The organism is Streptomyces sp. 2114.4 (genome assembly GCF_900187385.1).
Taxonomy (GTDB): Bacteria; Actinomycetota; Actinomycetes; order Streptomycetales; family Streptomycetaceae; genus Streptomyces; species Streptomyces mooreae.
The window spans coordinates 5,786,611-5,812,338 of sequence record NZ_FYEY01000001.1 but is presented as its reverse complement, the minus strand read 5'-3'; the positions used below and the strand labels follow the sequence as shown (position 1 = coordinate 5,812,338).

The window sequence follows — 25,728 nt, the reverse complement described above, 5'->3', positions numbered from 1 at the left end:
GCCCCCTGCCAACTGCACAGGGGGCGCATCGTACGCAATATAGCTTTGAGCCATAAAACCCGAGGTCAGACCTCGAGGGTACGCGGCTTGAACGACGGCCTGTTCGCCTCGTACTCCACGATGGCCGGCTCCTCCCGAAGGGTGAGACTGATATCGTCCAGCCCCTCCAGCAGGCGCCAACGGGCGTTCTCGTCCAGCTCGAAGTCGGCGCTGACGCCCTCGGCGCGTACCTGCCTGCCGACCAGGTCAACGGTCACCTCGGCAGCCGGGTCGGCCTCCAGCAGCTGCTGCAGCCGGTCCACGGTCTCCTGCGGCAGGACCACCGTCAGCAGCCCGTTCTTGAGGGAGTTGCCCCGGAAGATGTCCGCGAACCGCGAGGAGATGACGGCCTTGAAGCCGTAGTTCTGCAGCGCCCAGACGGCGTGCTCACGCGAGGAGCCGGTACCGAAGTCGGGGCCGGCCACCAGCACCGTGGCGCCCTGGTACCGCTCCTGGTTGAGGACGAACTGCGGGTCCTTGCGCCAGGCCTCGAACAGCCCGTCCTCGAAGCCGTCGCGGGTGACCTTCTTCAGCCAGTGAGCAGGGATGATCTGGTCGGTGTCGACATTGCTGCGGCGCAGCGGGACGGCCCGGCCGGTGTGGGTGGTGAAGGCTTCCATGGTTCTCAGACTCCCGCGGGCGTGGCGACGGCGACATCGGACAGGTCGGCCGGTGAGGCCAGATGGCCGAGAACCGCCGTTGCGGCGGCAACCTGCGGCGAGACCAGGTGCGTGCGCCCGCCCTTGCCCTGCCGGCCCTCGAAGTTGCGGTTGGAGGTCGAAGCGGAGCGCTCACCGGGCGCCAGCTGGTCGGGGTTCATGCCCAGGCACATCGAGCAGCCCGCGTGCCGCCATTCGGCGCCCGCCGCCGTGAAGACCTTGTCCAGCCCCTCGGCGACGGCCTCCAGCGAGACCCGGACCGAGCCGGGCACGATCAGCATGCGGACGTCGTCGGCGACCTTGCGGCCCTCCAGGATCGCGGCGGCCGAGCGCAGGTCCTCGATACGGCCGTTGGTGCACGAACCTACGAAGACGGTGTCCACCTTGATGTCCCGCAGCGGCTGACCCGCCGTCAACCCCATGTACTCCAGGGCCTTTTCGGCGGCGTAGCGCTCCGAGGCGTCCTCGTACGAAGCCGGGTCGGGGACGCTCGCCGAAAGCGGTGCGCCCTGGCCGGGGTTGGTGCCCCAGGTGACGAACGGGGCCAGCTCGGAGGCGTCGATGCGCACCTCGGCGTCGAAGACCGCGTCGTCGTCGGTGCGCAGCGTCTTCCAGTAGGCGACGGCGGCGTCCCAGTCCTCACCCTGGGGCGAGTGGTCGCGGCCCTGCAGGTAGTCGAAGGTGGTCTGGTCGGGGGCGATCATGCCCGCCCGCGCGCCCGCCTCGATCGACATGTTGCAGATGGTCATCCGGGCTTCCATCGACAGCTTCTCGATGGCCGGGCCGCGGTATTCCAGGACGTAGCCCTGGCCGCCGCCGGTGCCGATCCTGGCGATGATCGCCAGGATGAGGTCCTTGGCGGTCACACCCTCGGGCAGCTCACCGTCGACGGTGATCGCCATGGTCTTGAACGGCGCCAGCGGCAGCGTCTGGGTGGCCAGGACGTGCTCGACCTGGCTGGTGCCGATGCCGAACGCCAGCGCGCCGAAGGCTCCGTGAGTGGAGGTGTGGCTGTCACCGCAGACCACCGTGGTGCCGGGCTGGGTCAGTCCCAACTGCGGTCCCACGACGTGGACAACGCCCTGCTCGACATCGCCCAGCGGGTGCAGCCGGACGCCGAACTCCGCACAGTTCTTGCGCAGCGTCTCCAGCTGGGTGCGCGAGACCGGGTCGGCGATCGGCTTGTCGATGTCGAGGGTGGGGGTGTTGTGGTCTTCGGTGGCGATGGTCAGGTCCGTGCGGCGCACCTGGCGGCCGGCCTTGCGGAGGCCGTCGAACGCCTGCGGGCTGGTGACCTCGTGCAGCAGGTGCAGATCGATGAAGAGAAGGTCGGGCTCGCCTTCCGCGCGCCGGACGACATGGTCGTCCCAGACCTTCTCCGCGAGTGTCCGTCCCATCGCTTTCCCTCCGGCCGGCCGCATCGCCGGCCTTTCTCGTCCGTGCGCGATGCCCGCAGAAATCCCCCTGCCGGGCCTTACGCCGGGCCCTGGTCCAGGGCCACACCTACAGATTGACGACTTCCCCGGAAAATTGAACTTGCGTTTCACAGTGTGAGACGCGAGTATCGTTGCATGGACAACTCTAGCGGCGTCGGCGTTCTCGACAAGGCAGCTCTGGTATTGAGCGCTCTGGAGTCCGGTCCGGCCACCCTCGCCGGGCTGGTCGCGGCGACAGGGCTTGCGCGACCCACGGCCCACCGGCTGGCCGTGGCTCTGGAACACCACCGGATGGTGGCGAGGGACATGCAGGGCCGGTTCATCCTGGGCCCCCGCCTGTCCGAGCTGGCCGCGGCGGCCGGCGAGGACCGCCTGCTGGCCACGGCCGGCCCGGTGCTCACGCATCTGCGCGATGTGACGGGAGAAAGCGCCCAGCTCTACCGTCGGCAGGGCGATATGCGGATCTGCGTGGCGGCGGCGGAACGGCTGTCCGGATTGCGGGACACCGTCCCGGTCGGCTCCACGCTCCCCATGAAGGCGGGCTCGGCCGCCCAGATCCTGATGGCCTGGGAGGAGCCCGAGCGGCTGCACCGCGGTCTGCAGGGCGCACGCTTCACGGCCACCGCCCTCTCCGGCGTCCGGCGCCGCGGCTGGGCCCAGTCGATCGGCGAGCGCGAGCCGGGCGTGGCCTCGGTCTCCGCCCCCGTACGCGGCCCCTCCAACCGCGTGGTGGCCTCCGTATCGGTCTCCGGCCCGATCGAACGGCTCACCCGCCACCCCGGCCGGATGCACGCCCAGGCAGTCATCGACGCGGCGGCCCGCCTCTCCGAGGGCCTGCGGCGCAACGGCTGAGCACCCCGAGACGGGGCGGGCCGGGGCGGGGCCGCTGTCGGCCGCGATCACGGCACCGAGAAAGCCACCCACGGGCTGGGACCCCGCGACCGGACGGGCCGGGCCAGGCGCCGCTGTCGACCGCGGCCACGACACCGGAAAGGGGTGGCCCCGCGCGGACTGTCCGCGCGGGGCCACCCCGGACGCTCAGACCACCATCCGGTCCGCGGCCCGCTCCCCGCGGCGGCCGACCGGCACCGTCCCCGGGGGACGACTCGCTCGACCACCACCGGCTGGGCGCGGCCGTCCGGGCACTGCCCTGCGGCCCGGCCCCGCGCACCTGCTGCCGTACGCACGCCAGGCGGAACACCTCGCCGTCGCGGACCTGGACCTGCTCGAGGAGTTCGAGACGCCGGAGGAGCAGGTGGAGGCGGCGGTGGCGCTGACCGTGCTCTACGAGCCGGTGCTGCTGAGCCTGCGCCGGCCGGCCGAGTCGGAGGAGTCCAACCGGCGCTTCGGCAGCGGCAGTTGACACGAAGAAGCCCCCCGCATGATGCGAGGGGCTTCTTCTTGTGGTACCCCCGACCGGATTCGAACCGGCGCTACCGCCTTGAGAGGGCGGCGTGCTAGGCCGCTACACAACGGGGGCAAGTTTTCCTGCAGTTGAGTGTCCCGAGGACACACCGCGCTGGGCTACCAGGACTCGAACCTAGACTAAATGAACCAGAATCACTCGTGCTGCCAATTACACCATAGCCCATGGTGGTTTAGACCAGTACCCCCGACCGGATTCGAACCGGCGCTACCGCCTTGAGAGGGCGGCGTGCTAGGCCGCTACACAACGGGGGCCCTAGCGATCCTGCATGAACGACAGTGGGTGCGACCCGGACTGTCCCCCTGGGAAGGATCTGTACCCCCGACCGGATTCGAACCGGCGCTACCGCCTTGAGAGGGCGGCGTGCTAGGCCGCTACACAACGGGGGCCTTGCAGATGAGCTCTGCGAGCTGGCCTACCAGGACTCGAACCTAGACTAACTGAACCAGAATCAGTCGTGCTGCCAATTACACCATAGGCCATCAAAGCGCAACCCCCCGTGGGGGGCTTGATTTGATCTGCGCTTTCCGGCCGGGCCTTTCGGCCCTCTCGGGCGGCGCAGGAAGAACATTACCTGATCGTGGACGGCGCACCAAAACCGATAGTTCCGCGCAACAGCTCGGGGAGCTCCGCCAGACTCACGATCCGCCGCACCCCCGGAGGCGGCTCCTCCCCCGCCTCCTCCCCAGTGCCCGCACGGTCCAGCCATACGGCGCTCAGCCCGGCGTCCCGGGCACCGAGCGCGTCGATGTCGAGCTTGTCGCCCACGTAGACCACGTCGCCGGGCGTTAGGCCAAGCGCCTTACAGGCGCCGAGGAATGCCTCAGCGGCCGGCTTGGCGCACCCCAGCTCATCGGCGCAGAGCACCGCCTCGAAGGATTCACGGATCCCGAGGACGGCCAGCTTGCGCTCCTGGTTGGCAGTGGCGGCGTTGGACAGCACCGCCTGCCGTACCAGCGGCGCCAGCGCCTCCAGTACGGGCGCGGAGTCCGGGAAGAGGACCCAGGACGCCTCGTAGTGGGCGATGTACCGGCCGAACCAGGCGTCGGCCTCGGCGTCGGAGAGGAGCGGGGTGCCCAGAAACGTCCGGGCGCGGGCCCTGCGGTGATCGACAAAGCCCACCTCCCCGGCGAGGAAACGGGCGAACTCGGTCTCCATGACCGTCCGCCAGCGCTCCAGTGCCGCCTCCTCGCCACCGTGGGCGGCGAGGAGCCCTTCGGCCCGGAGGTGGCGCAGCGCACCCGCGCGGTCCGAGCCGGTGTAGTCGAAGAGGGTGTCGTCGAGGTCCCAGAGGACAGCGCGCACGGGCATAGGGGCAATGTACCGAGCGCCGCGGACAGGCGGCGGGCCCGGACGCCGTGCGGCGTCCGGGCCCGTGGGCAGTGCTGCCGGGTCAGCCGGCCAGCTTGGCCAGGGCGGCGTCGATGCGCTGGACGGTGCGCTCCTTGCCCAGGATCTCCAGGGACTCGAAGAGGGGCAGGCCGACCGTGCGGCCGGTGACCGCCACCCGGACGGGGGCCTGTGCCTTGCCGAGCTTGAGGCCGTGCTCCTCGCCGGCGGCCAGGACGGCCTCCTTCAGGGGCTCGGGGCCGGCCGTCCAGTCGGCGTTTTCGAGCTTGGCGCGGGCCGTGGTGAGCAGCGCGACCGGGTCGCCCTTCATCGCCTTCGTCCAGGACGCCTCGTCCTCGACCGGCTCCTTGCGGAACAGGAAGTCGACATTGGCGGTGATGTCGGAGAGGACGGTCAGGCGGGTCTGGGCGTGCGGGGCGATGGCCTGCCAGGCGGCCTCGTCGAAGTCCGCGGGCTCCCAGTTGGCGTGCGGGGCCCGCAGCCAGGGCTCGCAGGCCGTGATGAAGTCCTTCACGTCCAGCCGGCGGATGTGGTCGGCGTTGATCGCCTCGGCCTTCTTGAGGTCGAAGCGGGCCGGGTTGGCGTTGACGTCCGCGATGTCGAACTTCTCGATCAGCTCGGCGACGGAGAAGAGGTCCTGGTCCGCCGAGAAGGACCAGCCGAGCAGCGCAAGGTAGTTGAGCAGGCCCTCGGGGAGGAAGCCGCGCTCGCGGTAGAGGTTGAGGTTCGCCTGCGGGTCGCGCTTGGAGAGCTTCTTGTTGCCCTCGCCCATGACGTACGGGAGGTGGCCGAAGGCCGGGATCTCCTTGGCCACGCCCAGCTCGATCAGCGCCTTGTAGAGGGCGATCTGGCGGGGGGTGGAGGAGAGCAGGTCCTCGCCGCGCAGGACGTGGGTGATCTCCATCAGGGCGTCGTCGACGGGGTTGACGAGGGTGTAGAGGGGCGCGCCGTTGGCGCGGACGATGCCGTAGTCCGGGACGTTCTCCGGGGTGAAGGTCAGCTCGCCGCGCACCAGGTCGGTGAAGGTGATCGGCTCGTCGGGCATCCGGAAGCGGACGATGGAGGCGCGGCCCTCGGCCTCGTACGCGGCCTTCTGCTCGTCGGTGAGCGTGCGGCAGGTGCCGTCGTAACCGGAGGGGCGGCCGGCCTTGCGGGCCGCGTCGCGGCGGTCGTCCAGCTCCTCGGTGGTGCAGTAGCAGTGGTAGGCGTGGCCCGCCGCGAGCAGCTTGCCGGCGATGTCCTGGTAGAGGTCCATGCGCTGCGACTGGCGGTAGGGCGCGTGCGGGCCGCCGACCTCGGGGCCCTCGTCCCAGTCGAAGCCGAGCCAGTGGAAGGAGTCCAGCAGCTGGTTGTAGGACTCTTCGGAGTCGCGGGCCGCGTCGGTGTCCTCGATCCGGAAGACCAGGGTGCCCTTGTTGTGCCGTGCGTAGGCCCAGTTGAACAGGGCGGTACGGATCAGGCCGACATGGGGGTTACCGGTCGGGGAGGGACAGAAACGGACGCGGACGGGGGTGCCGGGGGTCGCGTTAGCCACGCTTGATCACCTTGTTGGTGAGAGTGCCGATGCCTTCGATGGTGACGGCGACCTCGTCGCCGACGTTGAGCGGGCCGACCCCGGCCGGGGTGCCCGTGAGGATGACGTCGCCCGGGAGCAGGGTCATCGCCTCGGTGATGTGGACGATCAGGTCCTCGACCGGACGGACCATGTCGCTGGTGCGGCCGAGCTGGCGCTGTTCGCCGTTGACCGTGCACTGGACGGCGAGGCCCGCGGCGATGTCCTCGGGGGTGAGCCCGGTCTCGACCCAGGGGCCGAGCGGGCAGGAGCTGTCGAAGCCCTTGGCCCTGGCCCACTGCTTCTCACGCTGCTGCACATCGCGTGCGGTGACGTCGTTGGCGCAGGTGTAGCCGAGGATCACGTCCTTGGCGCGCTCGCGGGGCACCTCCCGGCACATGCGGCCGATCACGACGGCGAGCTCCGCCTCGTGGTGCACCTCCTGCGAGAAGGAGGGGTACGCGATGGGGTCGCCGGGGCCGGTCACCGAGGTGGACGGCTTGAAGAAGGTGACCGGCACGTCCGGGACGGCGTTGCCCAGCTCGGCGGCGTGATCGGCGTAGTTGCGGCCGATCGCCACGACCTTGTTGGGCAGGACCGGCGGCAGCAGCCGGACCTTGTCGAGGGGGACCTTCTGGCCCGAGCGCTCGAATTCTGCGAAGGGATGCCCCTTGATGACGTCGAGTTCGTCGCCTTCGAGGACGCCGAAGCCGACGTTGCCGTCGATGGAGAATCTGGCGATGCGCACGGGTTGCCGCTGCCCCTCAATTGATCACTGGCCGGAGTTGACACTCCAGGCTATCGCGGGGCCGCTGCCGATCCGGTGACGCTTTACGCCGGGACGTCCTGCGCGGGCGCGTCCATCAGGACGGTGCGGCGGGGATTGGCGGTCTGGGCCGGGAGGTCGACGGTGTGCTCCGGCGCCTGGAGTGCCTCGGTGCCGAGCTCGCCGGCGTCGTTGAGGTGAGCCAGGGTGGTGCGCCGCGGGTTGGCTATGTTGCGGAACATCGTCGTCGTCTTCACTGCTGCTTGCCTCGCGTCATCAAAAGTCGGGAACGGGCCTGCGGAAAGCTGCCTTGTCACATCCGGCAACTGTGTAAAGCGTCAGGCTATGCACGCTATTCCCTGCGAAGTGCTGGGAAACTCAATGATCTTCCTGTGAGTTTGCTCACGAACTGTGCGACAAATGCCACATTTCCCATGATCAACATCCCCGGGCGAAACGGACAATGGCGGATTGAACTGCACGTTCCGCTCCCGATCACCGCACCTGGGACAGTCGCTACGGGCGAACGACTCGCGGGCAAACGTCCGTTATGAACAGGGGCACGTTCTACAAGTCGTGACGCGCTCCGTACGTTGCGTCACCCACGTCACAGTGCGCGGTTCCGCTCTTGTTGGAGATCCTGCACTGTGCTGGAATTCCACGGACCGCCGCACGTTTCAGCCGGCGCGCAGGGCGCAACGTAGCGCCGCGCGGTGGTGCCGCTCTCTCGGCCAGAGAGAGCAGCCCGCCGGTCACTCACGACCGCCATGGGGGACTCAGCGGTCCCCCATAAGACTCGACACCGTCCCGCCGAGGTGGGACGCCTGGTCCAGAGGTTGCGACGCTAGTGCAGGGACGTTTCAAGAGGGATGGCAGCGCTGCGGCGGACCCGGAGCTGCGCGGCGGGACAGACCGCGCCTCCTCGCCCCAGCGCGCCCAGAGCAGCGGTTCCGCGGGGGGCACTCTGCCCGTCGACGGAGGCGGTCAGGCGCCGGGCAATGACGCCGCGGACAGTGGTAAGGCCAAGGCGCCGAAGGGTGCCGGGGGCCCCGGTTCGCGAATAGCGTTGCGCAACTGGCGCATCAGCACCCGCCTGGTGTCCCTGCTCGCGCTTCCCGTGGTCGCCGCGACCACGCTGGGCGGTATGCGCATCGGCACGTCGATGGAGAACATCGACCAGCTCGACAAGATGCAGCTGCTCACCGAGATGACCCGGCAGGCGACCGAGCTCGCCGACGCGCTGCAGGTCGAGCGGGACAAGTCGGCCGGTCCGCTGGCCGGCAGCGGCAACTCCAAGGACGACGCGAACGTCGTCGCGCCCCGTGAGGCGACCGACCGCGCCAAGCTGTCCTTCAACCAGGCCACCGGCGACATCCAGGGCCAGGACGCCACGATGGCCGGTGTCCGGGCGACCGTCCTGGAGATCGGCCGCCAGCTCAACACCCTCAACGAGATCCGCGCCAACGCCTACAAGGACGACGACAACTCCGCGCGGACCGTCACCAGCTACAACCAGCTGATCAACTCGCTGCTCTCGCTGTCCCAGGACATGGCGCAGGCGACCAGCAACCCGGAGATGATCCGCAGTACCCGTGCGCTGGCGGCGTTCTCGTCGGCCAAGGAGTACGCGTCGATCCAGCGTGCCCTGGTCAGTGCCGGTCTCGCCCACAAGGGCGGCCCCCAGCTGTCCTCCAACGACCGGCTGGCCGGCCGTAACGCCGAGGACAGCGAGAAGGCGGCCCGCGACCGCTTCTCGCAGATCTACACCAACAACGCCGGCGCGCTCACCCGCGGTCTGGACGGCAACAACGACGAGATCAAGGCCGCGGTCGCCTTCGCGCACCGCGCCTTCGCCAGCGGTTCCGGCATCCGCAGCCAGGACTACCGCTACCTCGACTGGTACGACTCCGACACCGTCAAGATCGACGAGATGTCGCGGATCGAGACCACGCTGCTCTCGGAGATGGAGCAGAAGTCCCGCAAGCTGCGCAGCGAGGCCACCCAGTCCGCGATCATCAGCGGTGCGCTGATCCTGCTCGTCCTCGGCGTCTCGCTGGTCGGCGCGTTCGTCGTGGCCCGGTCCATGGTCCGCTCGCTGCGCCGGCTGCAGGACACCGCGCAGAAGGTCGCCCAGGACCGGCTGCCCGAGCTCGTCAAGCAGCTGTCCGAGTCCGACCCGCAGGACGTGGACACCTCCGTCCAGTCGGTCGGTGTGCACAGCCGGGACGAGATCGGCCGGGTGGCCGCGGCCTTCGACGACGTGCACCGCGAGGCGGTCCGCCTCGCCTCCGAGCAGGCGCTGCTGCGGGGCAACGTCAACGCGATGTTCACCAACCTCTCGCGCCGTTCGCAGGGCCTCATCCAGCGTCAGCTCTCGCTGATCTCCGAACTGGAGTCCCGCGAGGCCGACCCGGACCAGCTGTCCTCTCTCTTCAAGCTCGACCACCTCGCGACCCGTATGCGCCGTAACGGCGAGAACCTCCTGGTCCTCGCGGGTGAGGAGCCGGGGCGCCGGTGGACGCGTCCGGTGCCGCTGGTCGACGTCCTGCGTGCCGCCGCCTCCGAGGTGGAGCAGTACGAGCGGATCGAGCTCAACGCCGTTCCGCAGACCGAGGTCGCGGGCCGGGTCGTCAACGACCTCGTGCACCTCCTCGCCGAGCTGCTGGAGAACGCCACCTCGTTCTCCTCCCCGCAGACCAAGGTCAAGGTCACCGGTCACGCGCTGCCCGACGGCCGGGTGCTGGTCGAGATCCACGACACCGGCATCGGCCTGTCCCCCGAGGACCTGTCGGCGATCAACGAGCGGCTGGCCAGCCCGCCGACCGTGGACGTCTCGGTCTCCCGGCGGATGGGTCTGTTCGTGGTCGGCCGGCTGTCGCTGCGGCACGGCATCCGTATCCAGCTGCGCCCCTCCGACTCCGGCGGCACCACCGCGCTGGTCATGCTGCCGGTCGATCTCGCCCAGGGCGGCAAGAAGCCGGCGCCGAGCAACGCCAAGGCCGGCGGCGACCACGGCGGCGGGCAGTCCAGCCGGCTCGCCGGGCTGCAGCCGCGCGGACAGGTCGGCTCGGGTCCGACGGCCGGCGGGCGCCCCGCGCTGCCCGGCCGCGGCGGGCCCGGTGGCGGCCCCGGCGGCGGTGCGCCGAACGCCTTCGGTGCCCCGGCACCGGCCGGCCGTACGGCGCCTCCCGGCGCGGGCTCGCCCGGCGCCCCGGCGCGCGGCGGCGATGCCCGCCCGGTCGCCGGCCGTCCCGGCGACTCGCGTCCCTCGCTGCCCACCCGCGGCGCGGACAACGGCCCGGCGCCCACCGTGGCACCGCCCACCGGCGCACCGCGCCGTGAGGAGCGTCCGCAGCTGCCGGCCCGGAATCCCGCTGCCGAACTGCCGGGCGGTTCTCCGGCCGGCGGCCAGGGTGGCCAGGGCACTGCGCAGCCGGGCGGTACGAGCTGGGGTGCGCGCCGTGAGCGCGGCGGCTCCGACGACTGGCCGCTGACGCCCCGCGAGGCGCAGGACCGGCCCCGTGGGCACGAGGAGCCGGAGAGCACCGGCAGCTTCGAGCGGCCCGCGCCGAGCGGCGGCCCCGGTGACACCGCGGCGTTCGCCCGTCCCGACTTCAACGGGCCGCCGCCCGCCGCGGACGGCTCCCAGGGCGGACGCGGCCGGCCCGGCGCGCGTCCGGCGGGCCGGGGCGCGGGCAATGAGCCCGAGGGCACCGGGCAGTTCGCCGTGCCGGAGACCGGGACGGGCCGGCCCGACACGGGTCAGCGCGAGACGGGCCGGTACGAGACGGAGCAGTACGACGCCGGGCGGTACGACACCGGCCAGTACGAGACGGGCCAGTTCCCGCAGTCCGGCAGTGACACCGGGCAGTACGAGCAGCCCGGCAGCAGCACCGGCCAGTACGAGCAGCCCGACAGCAGCACCGGCCAGTACCAGCGGCCCGACAGCGACACCGGCCAGTACGAGCAGCCCGGCAGCAGCACCGGCCAGTACCGGCGGCCGGACGCCGACCGCGGTGGGTACGCCGACGAGTCGCAGGGCACCGGGCAGTTCCCGGCGCCGCAGCCGCAGGAGGGCGGTGCGCCGTCCGCCGATGTGCTCGGCAACGCGGACGCCGGTCCCGGCGACGGCCGTACGCCGATCTTCGACACCATCGAGTCCAACTGGTTCAACACCCCGCGGCCACCGCTGCCGGGGTGCCGCCCCAGGGTGACGCCGAGCCCGAGGCCTCGCGGCTGCCGCGCCGCGGATCCGCCCAGGACGGCGAGGTACGCGGTGGCGCCCGCGGCGAGGCACCGGTCAACGGCGCCCGCAACGCGGCGCCCGCCGAGGCCTCGCAGTGGCGCAGCTCGCCGAACGACGAGACCTGGCGGCAGGCGGAGCAGATCCGCCAGCCCGCCGCGGGCGGTATCACCACCTCGGGGCTGCCCCGCCGGGTGCCGCGCGCGAACCTCGTCGCGGGCACCGCGCAACAGCAGCCCACCCAGAGCGGTCCGCAGGTCTCGCGTGCGCCCGGCGATGTGCGGGGGCGCCTGACCAATCTCCGTCGGGGTATCCAGCAAGGCCGGCAGGCCGGGACGTCGTCCACCGGCAATCACGGCATTGTCGATCCCACACACCAGCAGGAGCGTTAGTTGAGTCCGATGAGCCAGGCGGCGCAGAACCTGAACTGGTTGATCACCAACTTCGTGGACAACACCCCCGGGGTGTCGCACACGGTGGTGGTCTCCGCGGACGGACTGCTGCTCGCGATGTCCGAAGGCTTCCCCCGCGACCGTGCCGATCAGTTGGCGGCGGTGGCCTCCGGCCTGACCTCGCTGACCTCCGGCGCGTCCCGCATCTTCGAGGGCGGGACGGTGAACCAGACCGTTGTGGAGATGGAGCGGGGGTTCCTCTTCATCATGTCCGTCTCCGACGGATCGTCGCTGGCCGTTCTGGCGCACCCCGAGTGCGACATCGGCCTGGTCGGCTACGAAATGGCGCTGCTGGTCGATCGCGCAGGCACGGTCCTGACGCCCGATCTGCGCGCCGAATTGCAGGGCAGCCTGCTGCACTGAAGCGGCGCCCGCAGCGCCGCACCGTTCAGCACCCAACCACCCGTGTGCCGCACCCCCCACCGGCCCAACCCGACGACACGTCAGTTGTCCCGCCCGGAGGACCCATGACCCCGCCACCTGCCACTTCCGGCCCGTACGGCGCCTACAGCCAAGCGCCGTACGGGAGCGAAGGTGACCAGCCGCTGGTGCGCCCGTACGCCATGACCGGAGGCCGGACCAGGCCGCGTTACCAGCTCGCCATAGAGGCGCTGGTCAGCACGACCGCCGACCCCTCTCAGCTGCCCGGGCTGCTGCCCGAGCACCAGCGGATCTGCCACCTGTGCCGTGAGGTGAAGTCGGTCGCCGAGGTCTCCGCGCTGCTCCACATCCCGCTGGGTGTGGCGCGGATTCTGGTCGCGGACCTGGCAGAGGCCGGCATGGTGGCGATCCACCAGCCCGGCGGCAGCGGTGAGGCCGGCGGTACGCCGGACGTGACCTTGCTCGAGAGGGTGCTCAGTGGACTTCGCAAGCTCTGACAGCAGCTCCGACGGGAACGGGACCCGCGCCACCACGTCCGCCAAGATCGTGGTGGCGGGCGGCTTCGGCGTGGGCAAGACCACGTTCGTCGGGGCCGTCTCAGAGATCAATCCGCTGCGCACGGAGGCCGTGATGACCTCCGCCTCGGCGGGGATCGACGACCTCAGCCACGTCCAGGACAAGACCACGACGACCGTGGCGATGGACTTCGGCCGGATCACCCTGGACCAGGACCTGATCCTGTACCTCTTCGGTACGCCGGGCCAGGACCGCTTCTGGTTCATGTGGGACGACCTGGTCCGCGGTGCCATCGGTGCCGTGGTGCTGGTCGACACCCGCCGGCTGGCCGACTGCTTCGCCGCGGTCGACTACTTCGAGAACAGCGGACTGCCGTTCGTCGTCGCCCTCAACGGTTTCGAGGGGTATCAGCCGCACACGCCCGAAGAGGTGCGTGAGGCGCTGCAGATCAGCCCGGGGACCCCGATCATCATGACCGACGCCCGGCACCGCAGCGAGGCCAAGAGCGCGCTCATCACGCTCGTGGAGCATGCGCTGATGGCCCGGCTGCAGTAGCGCTCGGGCGGCCCGCTCCCGCACCGGGAGCGGGCCGCAGGGCAGTTGTCACCGGCGGGGGCGTTCTCCCCTGCCCGGGCCGGGTTCCCGGCATCCGTGAGTGGATCTGTGTCCTTCGACACGCCATCAAATTTGCTTCATAACGTTTCGACAGTGAATCAGCGGGCTTTCGACACCCCGCGCGCATGCCCGGCTTCGCTGCGCTCACAAATCTCCTGCATTTTGGCGCCGCTCGCCCTTAACGCCCCTTTTATCTCAGGCCCTTTCGGCCCCGCTCCGGCTTTACCCAGTGTTTGGAACGCACCGCCCTGACGTGCTGAAATTCGCTGAAACTCCGGAGTAGGAACGCCCAGAAGAAACGGCACAGCAAATCAGTGCCGGCGCCGAGAGGTTGTTGGTCGAGTGAGGCGAAGCAAGGCGAGCCCCGAGCCGCAGGAACCGCGGCGGGGCAACTTCACCCCGCCACCCAGAGGTGGCCTACCGGCTTCCGACGCGCCCGAAAATCCGGCCGCGAAGCCTCCGGTCAGTGGCGGTAAGTACTCCCCGCGCAACTGGCGCGTGGCGACCCGCCTGAACGCCATTCTGCTGATCCCCGTACTGCTCGCCCTGGTCTTCGGCGGTCTGCGCGTGGACAGCTCGTTCGGCACCTGGCAGGAGGCGCAGGACGCGGAGAACACCGCGAAGCTGGTGCGCGCCGCGCTCTCCTACAGCACCGCCCTGATCGACGAGCGTGACCGCACCGCGGCGCCGCTGCTGAAGGGCAAGAAGGACGACCCCGTCGTCCAGCAGGCGCGGGACACCACCGACGCCGCCGCCGACGCGTTCCACCAGGCCGCCAAGACCATTCCGGACAAGCCGGGCCTCAAGCGCCGTCTCGCCGCGTTCGAGAAGGTCGAGCCCAAGCTCCAGAAGCTGCGTCAGGCCGCCTACACCTCCCGGCTGCACGGTGTGCAGACCGAAGAGGGCTATGTCGAGGTCCAGCACCCGCTGATGGAGTTCGCCAACGAACTCGGCCTGGGCACCGGCAACATCACCTCCTACGGCCGTACGGTCTACGCCATCGCGCTGGCCAAGGCCGCCGAGTCCCTTGAGCGCTCCATCGGCACCCACCTCCTGGTGGACCCGGCGACCCCGCAGGGCGGCAAGGAGCACAAGCTGCAGCTGACCGCCTTCGCGTCGTACCGCTACCTGGAGGGCATCGCCATCGGCGAGTACACCTCCGGCGGCACGCCCGAGGACGTCGAGCGGCTGACCAAGGACGCCGGCGCGCTCAAGCAGGCCGCGCAGCAGAAGATCGCACGGGCGAAGGCGCAGGCGCAGGCCGCCGGCCGCCCGTTCCGCACCCCGCCGTCGATCGACCAGATGGGCACCCTGATCGGCACCGGCGCGGCGCCCGAGACGCTGGGCGCGCGCGGCGTCACCTCGGACAGCTACTTCGCGGCTGCGACCGGCAAGTTCGACATGTACCGGTCCATCGAGAAGGACCTGGCGAACAAGGCCGTGAACGAGGCGGCCCAGATCTCCGAGGACGCCCGGCGGTCCACCTTCGTCGACTCCGGCATCGTGCTGGCCGCGCTGATCATCGCCTTCGTGGTGGCCGGTCTGATGGCCCGCCGGATGAGCCGGAACATGCGCCAGCTGCGGACCGCCGCCTTCGGCATCGCCGAGCAGCGGCTGCCGATGCTGGTCGACCAGCTCTCGCGGACCGACCCGGGCCGGGTCGACACCCGGGTGCAGCCGATCCCGATCGCCACCACCGACGAGATCGGCGAGGTCGCCCGCGCCTTCGACCAGGTGCACCGCGAGGCCGTCCGGCTCGCCGCCGAGCAGGCCCTGCTGCGGGGCAACGTCAACGCGATCTTCACCAACCTTTCCAGCCGCAACCAGGGTCTGATCGAGCGCCAGCTGGAGCTGATCACCGACCTGGAGAACAACGAGGCGGACCCGGACCAGCTGGAGAACCTCTTCCGGCTCGACCACCTCGCCACGCGTATGCGGCGCAACGGCGAAAACCTCCTCATCCTCGCGGGCGAGGAGCCCGGCCGGCGCTGGAACCAGCCGGTGCCGCTGGTCGACGTCCTGCGGGCGGCGACCTCCGAGGTCGAGTCCTACGAGCGAATAGAACTCACCGGCGTCCCCGAGAGCGAGATCCACGGCACCGCCGTGACCGACCTCGTGCACCTGCTGTCCGAGCTGCTGGAGAACGCCACCACGTTCTCCTCGCCGCAGACCAAGGTGCGGGTCGCCGCGACCCGGCTGCCCGACGGCCGGGTGATGATCGAGATCCACGACAAGGGCATCGGGCTCACCCCCGAGGACTTCGCGGACATCAACCACAAGCTGGCCAACCCGCCGAGCGTGGATGCCGCGATCTCCCAGCGCATGGGCCTGTTCGTGGTCGGCCGGCTGGCCGACCGGCACGGGATCCGGGTGCAGCTGCGCCCCTCCGGCGAGCAGGCGGGCACCACGTCCCTGGTCATGCTGCCCGAGGCGATCACCCACGGTGGTGGCGGCGACGAGCAGGCCGCCGACTACGATGCCGACTTCACGGTCTCCCGGATCGTTCCGGAGCACCAGCAGGCGTCGTACGAGCCCCATCAGCGCACCGCCGCCGAGCTGGGCTTCGACGACAGCCGCTACGGCCGTACGGACGGCGCGGATCTGGACATGATGGGCCGCTCGCTGCTCCGCGAGGAGCGCCGGGCAGCCCTGGAGGCCCAGACGGGCGGTGAGCAGGCCGCCGAGTACGAGGGCGGCGAGCGTCCGCTCTTCCGTGACGAGGCGCCGTCCGCCGGTGGCTACCAGGAGTCCCCCGGTGCCTACCAGGACTACCCGTCCCAGGCATATGCGGAAGCCGATCAACCGCTCTACGACGACCGGTCCCAGGGCCACCAGGCGTTCGGCGAGGGGAGCTTCGCCGAGACCACGGGCCAGCAGCCCTTTGTCTCCCGCGAAGCGGGACCGTCGGACGACTGGCCCGAACGCCCTGCCTTCGAGGGCTACTTCGGGGCCGAAGCGGAATCCGACCGGAATACCACTGCCGCTCCCGCTGACGCCCCCGAGCGCGTACCATTCGAGCGTCCGGGCCCCACACCGAGCGACGCCCCGTCGCTGACGGACGCCGGCCTTCCGCGCCGCGGAGGCCGCGACCAGCAGGCACCGCAGGTGCAGCAGCAGCGGAGCGCGCCGGAGACCGGCCAGGATGGCTCCGACTGGCGCAGCTCCAACGACCAGCGCTGGGAGCGGGCGGAGCAGCTGCGCGAGCCGAAGGCGGGCGGAGTCACCTCCTCCGGCCTCCCCCGGCGGGTGCCCAAGGCCAACCTGGTCGAAGGTGCCGCGGAGCAGACGCCGCAGGGCGGCCCCCAGGTCTCCCGCGCCCCGGAGGACGTCCGTGGCAGGCTGAGTAACCTGCGCCGCGGTGTCCAGCAGGGACGCAACGTCGGCACGGACCCCTCCGGGGTCCCCCAGAATGACCAACAGGGCTTCGGCCCCGGCAGCACCTACGATCAGGAGCGTTAGTGTGAGCCCGATGAGCCAGGCGGCGCAGAATCTGAACTGGTTGATCACCAACTTCGTGGACAACACCCCCGGGGTGTCCCACACGGTCGTGGTCTCCGCGGACGGGCTGCTCCTTGCCATGTCCGAGGGTTTCCCTCGTGACAGAGCCGATCAGTTGGCGGCGGTGGCCTCCGGCCTCACCTCGCTGACCTCCGGCGCGTCCCGCATCTTCGAGGGCGGGAGCGTCAACCAGACCGTGGTGGAGATGGAACGCGGCTTCCTCTTCATCATGTCCGTCTCGGACGGATCGTCGCTGGCCGTGCTCGCACACCCCGAGTGCGACATCGGTCTGGTCGGCTACGAGATGGCTCTGCTGGTCGACCGCGCGGGCACGGTACTGACGCCGGATCTGCGTGCCGAACTGCAGGGCAGCCTTCTCAACTAAAGGACAGGCAGTGCGTTTCCCGCCACCGCGCCTTATGGTTCGGTGGCGCGACCGGCGTCAGACAGGCAAGTTGGAGGAGGAGACGTGGCAACGCCCCCGAGCGGATACCCGTATGGTTCCGGACAGCAGTCCGGGCCTGTGGGCGAAACCCATAACAACCGCTTCAACTTCCCGTCTGCGCCGAGCCGCCGGCCGCAGCGGCCCCCGCAGCAGCAGCCCCGGCCGTACGACTCCCAGCCGTACGAGCCCTCGGTGTACGACCAGCCGCAGGCACCGCGCATCCAGCCGGTGCAGCCGCAGCGGCGCGCGCCCGAGCCCTCCCCCACGGGCTCGAACAACCCGCTCGTGCGCCCGTACGCCATGACCGGAGGCCGGACCAGGCCGCGCTACCAGCTCGCCATCGAGGCGCTGGTCAGCACGACCGCCGACCCCGCGAAGATGCAGGGCCAGCTGCCGGAGCACCAGCGCATCTGCCACCTCTGCCGCGAGATCAAGTCAGTAGCCGAGATCTCCGCGCTTCTCTCCATCCCCCTCGGCGTCGCCCGGATCCTCGTCGCCGACCTGGCGGAGGCCGGACTCGTCGCCATCCATCAGCCCGGCGGGGACGAGACCGCCGGCGGACAGCCAGATGTGACACTGCTCGAAAGGGTGCTCAGTGGACTTCGCAAGCTCTAGCGGTGCAGCCCGCTCCACCACCTCCGCGAAAATCGTGGTGGCGGGCGGCTTCGGCGTGGGCAAGACCACGTTCGTCGGGGCCGTCTCAGAGATCAATCCGCTGCGTACCGAAGCCGTGATGACTTCCGCTTCGGCGGGGATCGACGACCTCACGCACGCGCCGGACAAGACGACCACGACCGTGGCGATGGACTTCGGCCGGATCACCCTGGACCAGGACCTGATCCTGTACCTCTTCGGTACGCCGGGCCAGGACCGTTTCTGGTTCATGTGGGACGACCTGGTCCGTGGCGCCATCGGCGCCGTGGTGCTGGTCGACACCCGGCGCCTCGCCGACTGCTTCCCCGCGGTCGACTACTTCGAGAACAGCGGACTGCCGTTCGTCATCGCCCTCAACGGCTTCGACGGCCACCAGCCGTACACGCCGGACGAGGTGCGTGAGGCGCTGCAGATCGGCCCGGACGCGCCGATCATCACCACCGACGCCCGGCACCGCAGCGAGGCCAAGAGCGCGCTCATCACGCTCGTGGAGCACGCGCTGATGGCCCGCCTGCGCTAAGGCCGCGCCAAGCGGTCCACGGGACGCGTGCCCGCACGCGCCGTACGACGAAAGGCCCCCACACCTCTTGGTGCGGGGGCCTTCGTCGTACCCGGCCTCAGGGCCCGTACGCGGCGCCGTACGGGCCCTGAGGCCGGCGGCGGGGCTCACTTGCGCGCGGGGCACTCCTTCCATGCGAAGTGGTACACCGTGTTGATGCTGCCGTCGGTGGAGTCCATGGCCATGTAGCTGGTGGCCTTGGGGTCCGCCGACTTGGCGTCCACCCTCATCTCGGTGTTGATGTTGAAGTAGCGCTCCTCGCCGCAGGGGGCGTACACCAGGGCGTCGACGTCGGTCTCGTCCGAGGTCTGCCAGTTGGAGTCGTAGGGGCCGACGAAGGTGTGGCTCTTACGGGCCGTCTGCTGCTGGCCCTGGAAGTAGTAGCCCGCCTGCTCCAGTCCTCTGGCACCTGGGGCCAGGGACGCGTAGCCCCGGTAGTCGGCCCGGGCGACCGCGTAGGTGAAGCCCTGCGGGACGTGCACGTTCAGCGCGATCTGGCAGTTCTTGCGGGAGTCGGTCGGCTTGCTGCCGGCGCCCGCCTGGGCGAGGTACTCGCTGTACGTGACGGTGAAGGCCGTGTTGTCGGGGGCGATGGCCACGGCGGCGCTGCCGGGTCTGCAGCCCGAGCCGTTGACCGTGGCGACGGTAATGGTGATCTTCCCGCTCGGCGGGTCGTCGCCGAACCGGTTGGCGGTGGTGGGGGATGCCGATCCGGCGAGGAGCAACGATGCCACGGCGGCACCAGCACTCAGCGTGCTGAGCATGGGCTTTCCTTCCGGTCGTCCTAGAGCCCGCGGTGCGGGAACGCCAGGAGTGGGTTGACGAGCGCATGCCAGCACGGGCAGAGCGGCTTGAACAGCTCTGCTCCGCATGGTTGGGGGGAACCTACGCCTTGATCCGGACACCACCTGCCAAACCGGAATACTGCGTCCGGAAAGTGATGAGGCCTCATATCGGTGCGGATGGTGGGGTGTTGGGCGGTATGCCCCTGGCTGGCGCCGGTTCGCCCAGTCGTTGTGGGTGGTGGGCCGGAGGGGACGCCCGGTACCCCGTCCTCGGCGCGGGCGCATCTGGTACGTGGCATAGACCGGCCCGGCGTTCGCTCCAGTCCTGCGGGCGGGGCACCGGGCATCCCCTCCGACCTCCGCGCGTCGGCGACCGTCCCGCCATACCGATCACCGTTACGGCCCCAGATGCTGGTCCCTTGGCAGGGCGCTGGCCGGCGCACCAGTTTCAGCGGCCCAGCAGTCGTCATCCGCGGCCGAGCTCACTCCGGGCGAGGCTTGCCGGAACCGACGCGTGGATCGGTGAGGAACGGTGCCACCGGGCCGCAGTCGGGAATGGGCGTAGGTCGGAGGGGATGTACCGGAGCCCGCCCGCAGGACCGGAGCGAACGCCGGGCAATTCTGTGCCACGTAGCAGATGCGCCCGCGCCGTGGGGGCACCTCCCGGCCGAAGGCTGGGGGAGGGCTGCGGTGCGTCCCCTCCGGCCCCCGCGGCAACCACACAAGCCGCCCGAGGGCGAGCCCCACACAGCCGCACCGAACAACGGCCGGCACAACGACGGCGCCCCAAAGGGGCGCGGGGAACTGCGCGCCCAGCCACAACGCCCCCGCAGACAAACGAGGGACCCCGCACCACGCGGGGCCCCTCGTCGGCAAAATCAGCGAAGCTATCGCTGCCAGCTAGTCGCCCCATGGAAGCCACCCTGCCGCTCCAGACGCCGCCAGCGCGCGGCGGTGGCGTGCGGGCGGGACGGGGCGGCGGCGGCCGGCCGGTGGGCGGCGCGGGCCAGGAGGACAGCGGTCAGGGCGGCGAGTTCTTCCTCGCTGGCCTGGCCCTTCTCCACGCGGATGGAGTCGGTGCGGTGGGCAGTGTTCACGGTGTGGTCTCCGTCGTCGCGGTGGGCGTGGTGCCGAAAGCGGGTGCGGGTGTGGCTACTGGGGCGGGTTGCCGTGCTTACGGGCCGGCAGGTCCGCATGCTTGGTGCGCAGCATCTCCAGGGCCCGGATGAGCGTGTGGCGGGTTTCGGCCGGGTCGATGACGTCGTCGACCAGGCCGCGCTCGGCCGCGTAATACGGGTGCATCAGCTCGGACTTGTACTCCTTGACCATGCGCACCCGCATGGCCTCGGAGTCGTCCGCCTCGGCGATCTGCTTGCGGAAGATGACGTTGGCCGCGCCCTCGGCGCCCATCACCGCGATCTCGTTGGTGGGCCAGGCGTAGGTCAGGTCGGCGCCGATGGACTGCGAGTCCATGACGATGTAGGCGCCGCCGTAGGCCTTGCGCAGCACGAGGGAGATCCGGGGGACGGTGGCGTTGCAGTAGGCGTAGAGCAGCTTGGCGCCGTGCCGGATGATGCCGCCGTGCTCCTGGTCGACGCCGGGCAGGAAGCCGGGGACGTCCAGCAGGGTGACGATGGGGATGTTGAAGGCGTCACACATCTGGACGAAGCGGGCCGACTTCTCGGACGCCTCGATGTCCAGGACACCGGCCAGTGACTGCGGCTGGTTGGCGATGATGCCCACCACACGGCCGTCGAGCCGGGACAGCGCGCAGATGATGTTGGTCGCCCAGCGCTCGTGGACCTCCAGGAACTCGCCGTCGTCGACGATCTCCTCGATGACCTTGCGCATGTCGTAGGGGCGGTTGCCGTCGGCCGGGACCAGGTCCAGCAGTGCGTCACCGGAGCGGTCGGCGGGGTCCTCGCAGGGCACCGACGGCGGGTTCTCCCGGTTGTTGGCCGGCAGCAGCGAGAGGAGGTAGCGGACCTCCTCCAGGCAGGTGGCCTCGTCGTCGTAGGCGAAGTGGCACACGCCGGAGGTCTCGGCGTGCACGTCGGCGCCGCCGAGGCCGTTCTGGGTGATCTCCTCGCCGGTCACCGCGCGCACCACGTCGGGGCCGGTGATGAACATCTGCGAGGTCTCGCGGACCATGAAGACGAAGTCGGTCAGGGCGGGGCTGTAGGCCGCGCCGCCGGCGCAGGGACCGAGCATGACCGAGATCTGCGGGATGACACCGGAGGCCTTGGTGTTGCGCTGGAAGATGCCGCCGTAGCCGGCCAGCGCGGAGACGCCCTCCTGGATACGGGCACCGGCGCCGTCGTTGAGCGACACCAGCGGCGCACCGGCCTGGATGGCCATGTCCATGATCTTGTGGATCTTGGTGGCGTGGGCCTCGCCCAGCGCGCCGCCGAAGATCCGGAAGTCGTGCGCGTAGGTGAACACGGTCCGGCCGTGCACGGTGCCCCAGCCGGTGATCACGCCGTCGGTGTAGGGCTTCTTGGCCTCCAGGCCGAAGCCCGTCGCCCGGTGCCGCCGCAGCGGCTCGACCTCGTTGAACGAACCCTCGTCCAGCAGCAGCTCGATCCGCTCGCGCGCCGTCAGCTTGCCCTTGGCACGCTGTGCTTCGGTCGCCCGCTCGCTGGGTCCTCGCCGGACCTGCTCGCGGATGGCGTGCAGCTCGGCGACGCGCCCGCGGGCGTCGTTGGCGCCGGCGGGCAGATCTTCGACAGTGGTCATGCCTCGACGGTACGTGTGCGAGGCGTCCCGCACCGATGTCGGTTTCGTACAACGTCGCATGCGATTTGGTGGGCAGGCAGTACAGAACCGTGCTGTACGCGCCCCGCGTCCCGGCCTCCGTTCGGGTGGCGACGCCTCCCCGCGTCTGTATGGGGCCCACAAACCGGAGGGTAGCGATGTTGTGGTGACCGGTTGACCGGCGGGGCCCGGTGCCGGTCAGGCGAGCCGCACCGTGCAGGTGTGGGTGGCGCAGCTCGCACCGGGGGTCAGGCGCAGCCGCAGGGCGCGCCCGGTGGCCAGCACCTCGATCGCCGGGTCGTGGGCGAGCACCGTGCGCACCGGCCGTGACCAGGTGATTTCCAGGGTGTCGCCGGTGCGCTCCGGGGCGGCCAGGCACAGCAGCGCGGTCGGCCGCCGCCGTCCGTGCCGCTCGCGCACCAGCACGCTCGCCGGGCCGTTGCTGGTGAGCGGCCCCGCGCGGCCGGCCCGCCAGAAGTTGGCGGCGGTTACGCCGAGCGGGTCGACGGCGACCGCCTGGCGGCCGGCGTCGTTGGCGAGCACGGTGAGCCAGGACCGGTCGGCGGCGCGGGCGGCGAGGGTGCGGGCGGTGGCGCCCGGCATGAGGAGGTAGGCGTAGCGGGCGTCGGCCGGGTCGGTGCCGTGGTCATGCCAGAGGGTGAGGTAGCGGCGGGTGAACGGCTCGGTGGACGAGGTGGTGTTGATGTCGTGCCAGGAGCCGGTGCGGGCCTCGCGCAGCGCTTTGAGGGGCGCGCCGCCGGGGAAGACGTAGCCGCCGTGCCCCGCGAGGTGGGCCCAGTGGGCGCGGCGGAAGGAGGTGGTCACGCCGAGCGTGCCGGGCCGGCGTACGCCGTCGACGGTGAGCACGGCGGTGCCCCGCTCGCCCAGGCAGCGGTTGTCGACGATCGTCTCGGCCGGCACCCCGTCGCGGGAGGTGATGCCGGCGCCCAGGCAGACCAGGCAGTCCGCGAGCGCGAACCAGGATTTCCTGGCGGTGAGGGTGGAGGCCAGACCGCGCAGGTCCTGGCCGATCGCGGCGAACTCCCCGTCGGTGGTGCCGCCGACCCAGCGCGCCGCGGGCTTGGGCTCGCCCCAGCCGCCGCCCTCGTTGTCGGCCAGCCGCTTGGTGGACACGGTCGTGCCGGGGAGCCGGTAGGGGTCGACGGTGGGCCAGAAGGCGTCCGTGTACTGGTCGCCCCCGGAGTCGGCGCCCCACCAATAGAGCATGCCGGCGCCGGTGTGCCAGCCGTGCGGGTTCTCGCCGTTGCCGTTCTCGTAGTACGCGATGCGGTCGGAGGCCATGGCCAGGCCGGCGGCCCACCCGGGGCGGCGGTGCACGGCACGGTCCATGGCCGGGAAGAGGCGGTGGCCGACGGGTTCGGGGGCGGCTGCCGCGGGGCCGTCGGCGATCTTCGCGAGCCGGGCCAGGTCGGCGACCGGGTACTGCCGGTCGGTGCGGACCGGCAGCGCGCTGTCCCGGGCGATCCAGCCCTTGACCATGGCGTGCCAGCGGTCCCGCTCGGCGCCGCTCGCGGCCTGGGCGAGCAGCGCGATGGCGGCGATCAGCGCATGGCCGTGGTAGTGGTCGCTGCGCAGGATGTGCCGTTCGTCGCCGCGGAGGTAGCCGCGGCTGATGGCGCGCCCGTTGACGCTGTCCATCATCAGGCCGTTGTACAGCAGCGGGGCCCAGGCCCGCTCGACGCTGTCGAAGACGATCTGCCGCGCCGGGTCGGTGACCTGCCAGGACGAGCCGTCGAGCAGGGTGAACAGCCGGCCCAGGCCGTCCAGCAGGACATAGCCGTAGGTGCCGGAGTAGGCGACCCAGGTGTGCTGGACGAAGGAGCCGTCGGCGTAGAGGCCGTCGCCCCGGGTGACGTAGGGGAAGACCGGCGAGAGGGCGTCGCGGGCCAGGGCGATCCGGTCGGGGGCGCGGCCGAGGATGCCGCGCAGGGCGACCACCCGGCACAGGTCGACGCGGTTGGCGCCGGTGCTGGTCCCGGTGTAGTCGCCGAGCAGGGCGTCCGGGACGAAGTGGTCGACGGCGGCCAGGCAGCGGTCGCGCAGTGCGTCGTCGAGGCCGCCGTCGGGCAGGTGCCGGCCGAGGATCGCGAGGGTGTCGAGGAGGAGTCTGGGACTGCCGATCTGCCACTCCCACCAGTTGCCGTAGCGGGTGGTGGCGGTGTTGTAGACGGTGGCTTCGAGGTGGTCGAGGCCCGTGAGCAGGGCAGAGGCGAGGCCGGGGTCGCCGGTGCGGCCGGTGCCGGGCTGGGCGTAGGCCTGGGCCATGGTGGCGAGCCGGCTGTAGCTCCGGGTGATGCCGGACGGCGGGTCGTAGCGGCAGTCCGGCCAGAGGGAGGTGGCGGCCGGCCGCATGCTCGCCCGGAAGGCGCCGGCGAGGGCGCCGGTCTCCTGGAGGGCGGCGGCGTACGGCGGAGCGGCGGGGTCGAAGCCGCTGCCGAGGGTGAGCTCGCACCAGCGGGCCCGCAGGGTGGCGAACTCGTCCCCGGGGGCGGTGGCCGGCCCCGGGGCGGCGCCGGCGGGGCGGGCGGTGAGGCCGAGGGCGCTCGCCGCGGCGGTGGCCGTGGCGGTGGCGAGGAATCCTCGGCGTGACCAGACGGACGTGGCGGGGAAGGGCGGCACGGTCGGTCCTCTCCATGGCGGCAACTGGAGGGTGGCGCTGCGCACTTGGGAGTTCCCGATGGTCTAGCACGAGCCGTCGGTGAGCGGCAATGACCGCGCCGGAGCGCCGTCCGCCACCCGCCCGGCGGAATCCGTCCCGCGGAACCCGCCCAGCCAGAAAGGTTGAATGTTGAACCAGATGCCGCTACGGTGCATCTCGTTGAAGCTTAAACAAATCTGCGCACCACACCCGGTGCGCCGTCTTCGAGGAGGAGCCATGGCTCTGTTCCACCGCAAGCGCACCGCCGACACCGGCGACACCACCGCCCCCGCCGCCACCAGTGCTGCCGTCCTCGACGCCGACCCCGCGCTCGCGGCGCTGACCGGCGAGTACACCATCGACCCGGCGCACAGCAGCATCGGCTTCACCGTCCGGCACGCCATGGTCACCAACGTCCGCGGCGCGTTCGGTGACTACGAGGGCACGCTCCACCTCGACGGCGCCGACCCGTCCCGCTCCACCGCGTCCCTCGACGTCAAGATCGCGAGCATCGACACCGGGATCGCGGACCGCGACGGCCATCTGCGCAGCGCCGACTTCTTCGACGCCGAGACCTTCCCGCTGATGACCTTCCGCAGCACCGCCGCCGAGCAGGTGTCCGGTGACCGCTTCCGCATCACCGGCGATCTCACCCTCCGCGACGTCACCAAGCCGCTCACCATCGACCTGGAGTTCCACGGCGCGGCCACCGACGTCTACGGCGCCGAGCGGGTCGGCTTCGAGGGCAGCGCCGAGATCCTGCGCTCCGACTGGGGCCTGACCTGGAACGCCGCGTTGGAGACCGGCGGCGTGATGGTCAGCGACAAGGTCAAGCTCCTCTTCGACATCTCCGCCGTCAAGGCCGCCGGGCAGGCCTGACCCGGCATGGCGCGCCACACGACCGCGGCCCCGCACGGACCCTCTCCCCCGAGGGCCGTA

The 25,728-nt window shown here is 70.8% G+C and carries 19 protein-coding genes, 5 tRNA genes and 2 pseudogenes; 11 read left to right on the top strand and 15 right to left on the bottom strand.

The features are described 5' to 3' along the window. Window positions 1–65: 65 nt before the first annotated feature. Entirely contained in the window at window positions 66–659 is a 594-nt protein-coding gene (gene leuD / locus CFW40_RS25685; protein WP_088800247.1) for a 3-isopropylmalate dehydratase small subunit, read from the bottom strand. 5 nt (window positions 660–664) lie between these two features. Then, window positions 665–2,095, bottom strand: coding sequence for a 3-isopropylmalate dehydratase large subunit (leuC, locus tag CFW40_RS25680; protein ID WP_088800246.1), 1,431 nt, complete (start codon window positions 2,093–2,095; stop codon window positions 665–667). Window positions 2,096–2,269: 174 nt separating this feature from the next. Between leuC and ndgR the strand changes: the two genes are divergently transcribed. Beyond that, window positions 2,270–2,986 carry an IclR family transcriptional regulator NdgR gene (gene ndgR / locus CFW40_RS25675; protein WP_088800245.1) on the top strand — a complete coding sequence of 239 codons (717 nt, stop codon included), beginning with the start codon at window positions 2,270–2,272 and terminating at the stop codon, window positions 2,984–2,986. Between the two features lie 316 nt (window positions 2,987–3,302). Then, window positions 3,303–3,497: pseudogene (locus CFW40_RS25670) on the top strand (transcriptional regulator); the annotation flags it as partial. Between the two features lie 41 nt (window positions 3,498–3,538). Here CFW40_RS25670 and CFW40_RS25665 read toward each other — a convergent pair. The 9 genes from CFW40_RS25665 to CFW40_RS25625 form a co-directional block, all read right to left on the bottom strand. After that, window positions 3,539–3,614: transfer RNA gene (locus CFW40_RS25665), tRNA-Glu, on the bottom strand. A gap of 39 nt (window positions 3,615–3,653) precedes the next feature. Continuing rightward, window positions 3,654–3,725 (bottom strand) — tRNA-Gln (locus CFW40_RS25660). A gap of 16 nt (window positions 3,726–3,741) precedes the next feature. Beyond that, a tRNA-Glu gene (locus CFW40_RS25655) sits at window positions 3,742–3,814 on the bottom strand. Between the two features lie 62 nt (window positions 3,815–3,876). Then, window positions 3,877–3,949: transfer RNA gene (locus tag CFW40_RS25650), tRNA-Glu, on the bottom strand. Between the two features lie 21 nt (window positions 3,950–3,970). Beyond that, window positions 3,971–4,042: transfer RNA gene (locus CFW40_RS25645), tRNA-Gln, on the bottom strand. 88 nt (window positions 4,043–4,130) lie between these two features. After that, window positions 4,131–4,871 carry an HAD family hydrolase gene (locus CFW40_RS25640; RefSeq protein WP_088800244.1) on the bottom strand — a complete coding sequence of 247 codons (741 nt, stop codon included), beginning with the start codon at window positions 4,869–4,871 and terminating at the stop codon, window positions 4,131–4,133. Between the two features lie 82 nt (window positions 4,872–4,953). Beyond that, complete coding sequence (gene gltX / locus CFW40_RS25635; protein WP_088800243.1) at window positions 4,954–6,444, bottom strand: glutamate--tRNA ligase; 1,491 nt, start codon at window positions 6,442–6,444, stop codon at window positions 4,954–4,956. Then, entirely contained in the window at window positions 6,437–7,210 is a 774-nt protein-coding gene (locus CFW40_RS25630; protein WP_088800242.1) for a fumarylacetoacetate hydrolase family protein, read from the bottom strand. Before CFW40_RS25630 ends, gltX begins: the two co-directional genes overlap by 8 nt. 83 nt (window positions 7,211–7,293) lie before the next feature. Next, window positions 7,294–7,485, bottom strand: a complete 192-nt coding sequence (locus CFW40_RS25625; protein ID WP_088800241.1) for a hypothetical protein — start codon at window positions 7,483–7,485, stop codon at window positions 7,294–7,296. A gap of 590 nt (window positions 7,486–8,075) precedes the next feature. On the opposite strand from CFW40_RS25625, the pseudogene CFW40_RS25620 reads away from it, so the two are divergent. From CFW40_RS25620 to CFW40_RS25585, 8 genes and pseudogenes are all read left to right on the top strand, one after another. Next, window positions 8,076–11,863: pseudogene (locus tag CFW40_RS25620) on the top strand (nitrate- and nitrite sensing domain-containing protein). Between the two features lie 9 nt (window positions 11,864–11,872). Then, entirely contained in the window at window positions 11,873–12,286 is a 414-nt protein-coding gene (locus CFW40_RS25615) for a roadblock/LC7 domain-containing protein (RefSeq protein WP_018087200.1), read from the top strand. Between the two features lie 104 nt (window positions 12,287–12,390). After that, a complete protein-coding gene (locus tag CFW40_RS25610; RefSeq protein WP_030087818.1) occupies window positions 12,391–12,801 on the top strand; it encodes a DUF742 domain-containing protein in 411 nt (136 codons plus the stop codon). Beyond that, complete coding sequence (locus CFW40_RS25605; protein WP_088800240.1) at window positions 12,782–13,375, top strand: ATP/GTP-binding protein; 594 nt, start codon at window positions 12,782–12,784, stop codon at window positions 13,373–13,375. The genes CFW40_RS25610 and CFW40_RS25605 overlap by 20 nt, the downstream gene beginning before the upstream one ends. A 402-nt stretch (window positions 13,376–13,777) precedes the next feature. Further along, window positions 13,778–16,894, top strand: coding sequence for a nitrate- and nitrite sensing domain-containing protein (locus CFW40_RS25600; protein WP_176956388.1), 3,117 nt, complete (start codon window positions 13,778–13,780; stop codon window positions 16,892–16,894). A gap of 10 nt (window positions 16,895–16,904) precedes the next feature. Beyond that, window positions 16,905–17,318 carry a roadblock/LC7 domain-containing protein gene (locus CFW40_RS25595; protein WP_018087204.1) on the top strand — a complete coding sequence of 138 codons (414 nt, stop codon included), beginning with the start codon at window positions 16,905–16,907 and terminating at the stop codon, window positions 17,316–17,318. An 84-nt stretch (window positions 17,319–17,402) separates the two neighbouring features. Beyond that, on the top strand, window positions 17,403–17,993 hold the full coding sequence (locus CFW40_RS25590; RefSeq protein WP_088800238.1) for a DUF742 domain-containing protein: 591 nt from the start codon (window positions 17,403–17,405) through the stop codon (window positions 17,991–17,993). After that, window positions 17,974–18,552, top strand: coding sequence for an ATP/GTP-binding protein (locus tag CFW40_RS25585; RefSeq protein ID WP_073447656.1), 579 nt, complete (start codon window positions 17,974–17,976; stop codon window positions 18,550–18,552). Before CFW40_RS25590 ends, CFW40_RS25585 begins: the two co-directional genes overlap by 20 nt. A gap of 146 nt (window positions 18,553–18,698) precedes the next feature. On the opposite strand, the gene CFW40_RS25580 is transcribed toward CFW40_RS25585, so the two are convergent. The 4 genes from CFW40_RS25580 to CFW40_RS25565 all read right to left on the bottom strand — a co-directional run bounded on the left by CFW40_RS25580 (window position 18,699) and on the right by CFW40_RS25565 (window position 24,770). Next, entirely contained in the window at window positions 18,699–19,355 is a 657-nt protein-coding gene (locus CFW40_RS25580; RefSeq protein WP_088800237.1) for a DUF4360 domain-containing protein, read from the bottom strand. Between the two features lie 908 nt (window positions 19,356–20,263). Continuing rightward, window positions 20,264–20,473 (bottom strand): acyl-CoA carboxylase epsilon subunit, encoded by a 210-nt coding sequence (locus CFW40_RS25575; protein ID WP_088800236.1) that lies wholly within the window; start codon window positions 20,471–20,473, stop codon window positions 20,264–20,266. Between the two features lie 55 nt (window positions 20,474–20,528). Beyond that, window positions 20,529–22,112 (bottom strand): acyl-CoA carboxylase subunit beta, encoded by a 1,584-nt coding sequence (locus CFW40_RS25570; protein ID WP_088800235.1) that lies wholly within the window; start codon window positions 22,110–22,112, stop codon window positions 20,529–20,531. A gap of 216 nt (window positions 22,113–22,328) precedes the next feature. Continuing rightward, window positions 22,329–24,770: a polysaccharide lyase 8 family protein gene (locus tag CFW40_RS25565; RefSeq protein WP_088800234.1), complete on the bottom strand. Its 2,442-nt coding sequence runs from the start codon at window positions 24,768–24,770 to the stop codon at window positions 22,329–22,331. Between the two features lie 256 nt (window positions 24,771–25,026). Between CFW40_RS25565 and CFW40_RS25560 the strand changes: the two genes are divergently transcribed. Next, window positions 25,027–25,668 (top strand): YceI family protein, encoded by a 642-nt coding sequence (locus tag CFW40_RS25560; RefSeq protein WP_088800233.1) that lies wholly within the window; start codon window positions 25,027–25,029, stop codon window positions 25,666–25,668. Window positions 25,669–25,728: the final 60 nt, after the last annotated feature.

Bases quoted from the DNA above. Each gene is read 5' to 3' on its own strand.
- leuD (WP_088800247.1), bottom strand. From the start codon at position 659: ATGGAAGCCTTCACCACCCACACCGGCCGGGCCGTCCCGCTGCGCCGC.
- leuC (WP_088800246.1), bottom strand. From the start codon at position 2,095: ATGGGACGGACACTCGCGGAGAAGGTCTGGGACGACCATGTCGTCCGG.
- ndgR (WP_088800245.1), top strand. From the start codon at position 2,270: ATGGACAACTCTAGCGGCGTCGGCGTTCTCGACAAGGCAGCTCTGGTA.
- CFW40_RS25640 (WP_088800244.1), bottom strand. From the start codon at position 4,871: ATGCCCGTGCGCGCTGTCCTCTGGGACCTCGACGACACCCTCTTCGAC.
- CFW40_RS25615 (WP_018087200.1), top strand. From the start codon at position 11,873: ATGAGCCAGGCGGCGCAGAACCTGAACTGGTTGATCACCAACTTCGTG.
- CFW40_RS25610 (WP_030087818.1), top strand. From the start codon at position 12,391: ATGACCCCGCCACCTGCCACTTCCGGCCCGTACGGCGCCTACAGCCAA.
- CFW40_RS25595 (WP_018087204.1), top strand. From the start codon at position 16,905: ATGAGCCAGGCGGCGCAGAATCTGAACTGGTTGATCACCAACTTCGTG.
- CFW40_RS25580 (WP_088800237.1), bottom strand. From the start codon at position 19,355: ATGCTCAGCACGCTGAGTGCTGGTGCCGCCGTGGCATCGTTGCTCCTC.
- CFW40_RS25570 (WP_088800235.1), bottom strand. From the start codon at position 22,112: ATGACCACTGTCGAAGATCTGCCCGCCGGCGCCAACGACGCCCGCGGG.
- CFW40_RS25560 (WP_088800233.1), top strand. From the start codon at position 25,027: ATGGCTCTGTTCCACCGCAAGCGCACCGCCGACACCGGCGACACCACC.